Raw genomic sequence first — 7,192 nt, 5'->3', positions numbered from 1 at the left:
GGCCGGCCGGACCGGGCGGCGTCGTGCAACGCCCGCAGGCCGACCCGGTTGAACCGGCGCAAGCGGCCATACACGGTGATCCGTGTGACGCCCAGCCGGCGGGCAATGTGGGCTGGCTTCTCGCCATCGGCCAGGGCCAGGAGGATGGCGGCCCGTTCGACGACGCGGGCTTCGGATTTACGAGAACGAGTCAGCCGGGTGAGTTCGGCCCGTTCCTCAGCCGTCATCTCCCGGAGACGTAGTGGCTTCCAAACACGTCGTGGCATGCGGAGATTCCTGCCAAAAATGAAGTGCCAAATAGTGTATTGATATTTGGCGGATGCACCACTTAATCACGCCGGACACGAGAACCAACAAAGCGAACAGCCGTTCCTCATGAACCGGAGAATGGAGAAGATTCTCGATCTCCCCCATCGGCAGGTCTCCAAACGCCCGAGCAAGTTTGCGCAATGCGGGAACACGGACGCCGATGAAAACGTCTCCTTCGCCGTACTGGCCCGGTCCGGTTTTGAAGAATCGACCGGCCGATTTGGCCAGTTCGGGCGAGGCGAGCTGGCTCAATTGTTCCCGGGCTTCGGCTGCCGTCATTTTGTTGCCTCCTTGCAATGGCCTGCCGATTATTAAAATGTCTGGCAGGCTTTCAACATCGCCTCCAGCGGTTCGGAATCGGCCAGCCGGTGATCGTTCCCGACCTCAACTAACGCCAGCGTCGGCAACCCGCTGTTCCTGACCAGTTCTTGGGAATCGGCGAACGGAATCACTTCATCACCCCGGCTGTGCAGAATGACGGTGCCGAGCTTCGTTGTCTTCGCCTCACCATACTTCCTCCAAGCCGGACAGAGCAATACGAGTGGCGTCCGACCAGCCAGCACGTTCATGGCGACGGCGCCGCCCCGGCTGGAACCGACGATGACGTCGGGATGGTGCCGGTCGATTTCCGATTGAGCGATGCGGACGGCCTCGGCGAAATCATCGTCGGGGAGGGCGGGATTGATGACCTCGTGACCATGCTGGAGAAGATACGTTGGTTTGACCCCGCCCGGTTTGGATGTCCATCCGTGCAGGAAGAGAATCTTCATCAAGCTCACCTGAATCGGGGTGTATTTGCGGCGGGATCTTATGACGAAGAGTCCGCCAACTTCCCACGGCATTGAAACGATTGTCCGGGACAATTCTACGGGATGGCACGCTCGTCCGGTTTTGATCGGGCGGGGCAGATGGCTTTGGGCTTGGGAACACGTCACGTTTTTGCACCCGGAACCACCCGCAACCATAGACCGACGCGCCAGCGAGGGTGCCGCGATTCCCAGTGGTCCAACGATTTCCCGATGGGCGATGGCAGAGTTCGGTGGTGGGTTGGAGAGGACCAGGGGAAAGGTCTTCGGCTTTGGCGGACCGCCACACCAACCAGAACTCTGCTCCAGCGAGAAGTCTCGTCAAAATTCAAGAATTTCGCACTTCATGCTTGCGGTCCGTTCACGGGCAAAGTACAAATCTAACCATTCCATTGCAACGACCTTGAGTTTAGCTCGCTGCTTTGCAGCGGGGCGATGTTGCGTCGCCCGAGCACATGGCTTGCCATGCTACCCAAGGACGGCTGTTCCAGGACCGCTTTCGTGGGCGCGCCCCCTGATCACCCGGTGGTCTGGAGCAACCCCGCGAATCGTGGTTCCACCGGGTGATCAGGGGGCGCGCCCACGGCGGTCCCGTGAGCCGTCCATGTTCCAGGTCGAGTGGTAAACAGGTCAGCGTGATGGATTACCGGAGGGAGGGCAACTTCCCTCCGGTTTCATTTTCTTCCCCTCCGAGTTTTTACCGTGAGTGTGACGCTCACTCTCAACGATCTGCAAACCGCGCGGGACACGCACGACCCGCAGTTCGTCTCGTTGCTGAGCCGACTGGCCACGCAATCCGACCCGGAGCCGGATCAACCGATCCGCGATGGCGCGCCGACGTTCAACCAGTGGCTGGCCTGGTTGCGGTCGCCGGAATTCAAGCGGCTGCCGAAAGAACGGCAGGGGCATGCCCGCGTCGAACGGCTGAAGGCCGTGGAGGCGGCCAACGCCGAGGTGAAACTCCCGGAGCGATTGAAGGCGCACGAGATCATCCTTGGCCTCTGGCAATCAGACGATCCCCTCTCCCGCGAACTCCTGTTTGACGTAATCGCCAGCGTGCCGCTGGTCTATGGGCCGTGGCGGGCGCTAAAGCGCATCTTCAAGGAAGCCGAGGCGAAGCACGACACGGAAATTTACGGGGCACTCGCGTCCCGGTTCGACGCCGCGCTCGCCGGCCACGGCCGGGGGAGCATCAGCGGGGCCACGCTGGCGTATCTCTCGCGGCGGGCGTGGCGGTATCTTCGCCGGGTGGCCGTGCGGTTGCCGGCGACATATGCCGATGTCGCCACGGACTTCCTCGCCCGATTTCCGGAAGAGACAAACCTGAAGGCGACATGGCTCGCCAATCACGTTTTCTTCCACGGCAAACAAAACTACGGCCGCGATCATTTCCGGTGGAACTATCGCGAGACGCCGTCGCCGGGCGATCTGAAACACCGGGCCTTCGCCGACCTGTGGAAGCGGTCGCCCCGGCCGCTGTTCGCCCTGCTCGAACGGGCGCAAGCCGACTTCGTCCGCGAGTTCGCCACGGCCGCACTCAAGGCGGACTTCAAGCAGGTGTTGCGCGACGTGGAACCGGCTTGGGTGGCGCGGCTCGTCACGGTTCCGAGCGTTGCGGTTCACGACTTCATCGTCTGGATTTTGCAGAACGTGCCGAAGTTTGAACAGGGGGCGTTCCGCACGCTCGGCCTGCACGATGCTGTGATGACGCTGTTCGATTCGCCGAGCGGCCCGACCCGCAAATACGCGGCCGATTACGCGCGCACTCATGCCCGCGACCTGTCCGTCGAGATGCTCGTGCGGTTGGCGAATAACAGCAACGATGCGGTACGGAAACTCGCGCACGACCTGCTCGGCGAACGCGACCCAAGGAAAGACGTGGGCCTCGCGGCATGGGGGGAGTTGCTTGAATCGGAACACGGGCACAAGTTCGCCGCGGATGTGCTGGTGAAGTCGTTCGGGCCGAAGGACCTGACGCCCGATTGGTTCCGCGACCGGTTGATGACTCCGAACGCGACCGCCTTTGAGTTTGTGTCGAAACTATTGCCGAAGGTTCACCCGATCACGTCGCTGGGGGCCGGGTATTTCGTCGACCTGATCCGTCGCGTGGCCGGGCAGGAGGGCCGCCAGAAACTGGTTTCATTCGCGCAAGAGAATCTGGCGAAGTTCGACCTCGCGACGATCCCCCGCGACGACCTGCGATTCCTCGCCCTCTTTGAAGACACGTACGACCCGGTCCTTGATTCGTGGGTCATTCAGGGGAAACTCAAGCCGCAAGTTCTCGGCATGGAGTTCTGGAAGGCGCTCGCGTTTCACCCGGAATACGAGAGCGATCCGTGGCTGGCCGACTTCCGGGCGAAGAATGGCGAGTGGGCGTCGGGCCGGGCGTTCAATGAAACGCGGGCCTCGACGATCCTCGGCTGGTTCACCGATGTCCGGCAATTCAGCACGGCCGATCTTGGCTTCGACTGGCTGCTCCAACTTGTGAAACGCGGCGAGCCGTCGTACCACACGTTCGCCGCCGACCGGATGATTCGCTCGTTCACGCCCGCCGATTTCGCGCCCGATCAAAGCACGCCCGACACGACAACACCGACACCGGCGGCATCAACCGCCGACTTGAAGAAGGCTTCCTTCCTCTTCACCGGCAAACTAGCGACGATGACCCGTGAGGTGGCCGAGGGCAAGGTGAAGGATGCGAACGGCGCCGTCTCCGGGTCGGTGACGAAAAACCTCGCGTATCTTGTGATCGGTGACGACGGCTCCCCGCTGTACGGGAAAGGGAAGAAGGGGAGCAAGCAAGTCAAGGCGGAGGAACTGAACGCGGCCGGGGCGAACACCCAGATCATCTCGGAGACGCGGTTCCTCGAAATGCTCGCCGGCAAGACGGTCGCGCCCGCGTCGGCCGACCGCTCGCTCGCCGGCTGTCAACGACTGTGGGAGATGGTCACGGCCCCCGGCCCGGCGGAGGCCCCTCTCGGCGAGTTCGCCCGCCGATACATCCGCCGGCACCACCCCGCGATCTGCCAGCACGAGACCGAGCGCCCCGTCGATCCCGGCGCGGAGATCCCCGCGAGTTTCCTGACGTGGGAGCGAGTCGAACCGCTGTTGCGGGAGAGCCGCAAGCCGATCCGCGACTTCGGCCTCGACCTGGCGAAGTGGGAGTTCGGCCGCTGGAACCCGCCGGCCGACGACTTGGTGCAGATGAGCGAGAACCCTTACGCCGACGTGCGCCGGTTCGTCGCCAAGGCGCTGCTTGCGGAAGCGAACCCGGAGACGAAGACCTTCCGCATCGATCCGGCTTCGCTCGCCCCGGCGGCGGCTTACCGCTTCTGTGAATCGTCAGACGACGAAACTCGCGGACTCGGCATGGAACTGATTCGCCGCCTGCCGAAACTGCGCGTGCCGGAGGAGTTGTTCCGGCTGACGGAAAGCGCCGACCGCCGCGTGCGGGCCTTCGTCATTCGCGCGTTGTGGCAGGTCTACCGCGACCGCTTCCTGACGATCGGCTGGAAGCCGCCCGTGCCGCCGAAACCGCACGTCGGGGCGAAGGCGGTCAAGGCGGCCGAGAAGTTCGTCGCTGAACAAGGTGACGGCGTGCCGGCCCGGCCGGAAAAGTGGCCCGCCGCGGCGCCGACGCTCGCGGAGTTCCTTCGCCGTGTTCTGTTCGAGTTGCCGCCGGGGCCGCCGGAGAAAGCGAAGACCGACGAGCCGGCCGAGGGCGAGGGCGAGGAGAAGGTGGTCAAGACGAAGCCGATTCCCGCCCGCCGGGCCAAGCTCGACGCGGTGGAGACGATGCGCGATCTGGCTCTTGGGGACGCCGCTTTTGCGAACGGCGTTTTGCCGCTGCTGGAAGAGTTTATGACCAGCCGGGGCGTGAGCGAACGGGCGGCTTGCTTGGTGGCGGTGACGCGGATACGGAAAATGTTATTCACCGCAGAGGGCACTTGAGGGCACGGGAGAGAAGACGGAAGATTGAGTAAAGACAAGACACGAGAGAGAAAGGCATGAGGGAGGAACTGAACAAGTTGAGCGAAGCGGTGATCGGGGCGGCGATTGCCGTTCACCGCGAGTTGGGGCCGGGGTTGATGGAGTCGGCTTACGAAACTTGTTTGGAATACGAGTTGCAATCCCGAGGATTCGAGGTGGAACGGCAAGTGGCCGTGCCGGTCGTGTATCGGGGTGTTCAGATGGATTGTGGGTTTCGGATCGATCTACGGGTGAACGGTTCTGTTATCTTGGAACTCAAAGCCGTGCAACATCTGGAACGAATTCACGAAGCTCAACTCCAAACATACCTCAAACTCACCAAACTCCATCTGGGTCTTCTCATGAATTTCCACGTCCTCAAACTCGTGGATGGCATCAAGCGAATCGTCCGAGACTTCCCCGATTAACTCTCTCACGGTTTTTTCTCTCATGGTTTTCTCTCTCGTGCCCTCCCGTGCCCTCTGCGGTAAATAAGGTTTTAACCCATGCCCATCGAACGTTACTTCCCCTATCGCGGTGAAATCACGGCTGCCGTGGGCGTCGGCGGCACGGTCGCGTTCGTCACCCAACACCCCGAAGGGCGCCCCACGGCCGTCTATCGGCTGGATGTGGACCGCCTCACCCTGAGCGACACGATCCTCCCCTGCGGCGGCGTCGCCATCGCGGCCGATGCCACGGCGCTCTACGTCGCGGGCACGGACCGGCGCATCCACAAGGTTGAAAAAACCTCGAAGCCGCTCGGCGAGCCGTCCACGGACGCCATCACCGCGATTCTGCCCGTCTGCGGGGACCGGCTGGCCGTCGTTGCCGGGAAACGGCTTGCGATCCTCTCTCTCGGCGACGGCGGGCTTCTGCAATCGCTCGAATTGCCGGCGGTCGGAACCTGTCTCGCGGCCGACAAGACCGGGCAGTGGCTGGCCGTCGGCACGGCGTCGGGCACGGTCGCCGTCTTCGACGGGCAGGACAAAGCCGAGTTCGAGGCGGCCGAGGCCGGGAAATTGCACGACGGCGCCGTGACGGCCCTGCTGTTCGAGCCGGAGGAACTCCGCTTCTTTTCAGCCGGGGCCGATCACAAGTTGCTCAGCACGTTCGCGCGAGGCCGCCTGGAGCCGGAGGACAAGGGCCGGGGGAACAACCACGAAGACATCGTGACCGCGATGCTGGCCCACGACGCGAACCGGTTCCTCACCGGCGGCCGTGACTCCGCCATCAAGGACTGGCCCCGCGACGGCGGCATCAAGCCAAGCACGATCAAGGACAACGTCGGCCGGGTCGTCGCGCTCGTGAAGGTCGTCGCGGACAAACCGATGATCGTGGCCGCGTGCGACGACAACTCGCTGCGGGTGTTCTGGCTGACAGACGCCGGCCGGCTGGAAGACGAGTGCAAGCTCAAAACCTATGGGGCGGCCGACTGGGCGAAGAACGAACTCGCCGCGACGCACGACGTCAAACGCCGCGAACGGGCGCTGCAAGCCCTGGAGAACTGGAACGACGCCGCTTCGCTGGAGTTGATCGCCAGGCAAGTCGAGAAGGACCCCGACTCCGCGTTGAAGGTGAAGGCCGCGAAAATCCTCGGCTGGGTGAAGAACCCACGGGCAGTGACGCTGCTGGAACCATTCATCGGCCACGCCGACGGCAAGGTTCGCGTGCAGGTCTTCCAAGCGCTGGCCAACCAGCTCGGCCGGGCCGATTTCAAGCCGATCGACCTCGCGTTGAAGACGAACCAAGCCGACATCGGCGTGCTGGCCGTGAAGGCGCTGGAGCCGATGGCGAAGGCCGACGATCAGGCGCTCGCCCGGTTGACGGCCGCCCTGAACGCAACGGCATGGGACGTGCGCAAGGCCGCCCTCGCAGCGTTGGAAACGGTCTTCGAGCCCACTTCGCCGCAGGCCAGTTTGATCGCCCTCACGTCAAATCACGGCGATCTGCGGGCGCTCGCCCTGAGCCGCGCGAACGAGCGAGGGTTGTTGGCTGAGGCCCGCGTGCAGTCGGCAATTCGCCGCCGGCTGGAGGACGACGACGCCGGGGTCCGCAAGGTCGCGTTCCTGCTCTCGCTGCTCTCGCGGCCGAAGCTCGCCGAGTTGCTG

The 7,192-nt window shown here is 63.4% G+C and carries 6 protein-coding genes; 3 read left to right on the top strand and 3 right to left on the bottom strand.

Annotated features, from left to right (window positions below; genetic code table 11):
• The 3 genes from BGIM_RS0137215 to BGIM_RS0137205 all read right to left on the bottom strand — a co-directional run.
• A partial coding sequence (locus tag BGIM_RS0137215; protein ID WP_029631371.1) for a helix-turn-helix domain-containing protein occupies positions 1-266 on the bottom strand: 266 nt, incomplete at its 3' end.
• Entirely contained in the window at positions 217-588 is a 372-nt protein-coding gene (locus BGIM_RS68490; RefSeq protein ID WP_020474699.1) for a DNA alkylation repair protein, read from the bottom strand. The genes BGIM_RS0137215 and BGIM_RS68490, both read right to left, overlap by 50 nt.
• Before the next feature lie 32 nt (positions 589-620).
• Positions 621-1,079, bottom strand: coding sequence for an alpha/beta fold hydrolase (locus BGIM_RS0137205; RefSeq protein ID WP_029631368.1), 459 nt, complete (start codon positions 1,077-1,079; stop codon positions 621-623).
• A 738-nt stretch (positions 1,080-1,817) separates the two neighbouring features.
• On the opposite strand from BGIM_RS0137205, the gene BGIM_RS0137200 reads away from it, so the two are divergent.
• The 3 genes from BGIM_RS0137200 to BGIM_RS0137190 form a co-directional block, all read left to right on the top strand.
• On the top strand, positions 1,818-5,066 hold the full coding sequence (locus BGIM_RS0137200) for a BRCT domain-containing protein (RefSeq protein WP_020474697.1): 3,249 nt from the start codon (positions 1,818-1,820) through the stop codon (positions 5,064-5,066).
• 56 nt (positions 5,067-5,122) lie between these two features.
• The gene (locus BGIM_RS0137195; protein ID WP_020474696.1) at positions 5,123-5,512 is read left to right on the top strand and encodes a GxxExxY protein; all 390 of its coding nucleotides are present in this window, start codon (positions 5,123-5,125) and stop codon (positions 5,510-5,512) included.
• Between the two features lie 78 nt (positions 5,513-5,590).
• Positions 5,591-7,192: HEAT repeat domain-containing protein (locus BGIM_RS0137190; protein ID WP_029631366.1), on the top strand; the 1,602-nt coding region annotated here is incomplete at its 3' end.

Source organism: Zavarzinella formosa DSM 19928 (assembly GCF_000255705.1).
Classification (GTDB): domain Bacteria; phylum Planctomycetota; class Planctomycetia; order Gemmatales; family Gemmataceae; genus Zavarzinella; species Zavarzinella formosa.
The sequence above is the reverse complement of the archived record's forward strand: the minus strand, read 5'-3'. Positions and strand labels throughout refer to the sequence as shown.

Excerpts from the sequence above, each read along its gene's own strand:
- BGIM_RS0137195 (WP_020474696.1), top strand. The coding sequence starts at position 5,123 with ATGAGGGAGGAACTGAACAAGTTGAGCGAAGCGGTGATCGGGGCGGCG.
- BGIM_RS68490 (WP_020474699.1), bottom strand. The coding sequence starts at position 588 with ATGACGGCAGCCGAAGCCCGGGAACAATTGAGCCAGCTCGCCTCGCCC.
- BGIM_RS0137205 (WP_029631368.1), bottom strand. The coding sequence starts at position 1,079 with ATGAAGATTCTCTTCCTGCACGGATGGACATCCAAACCGGGCGGGGTC.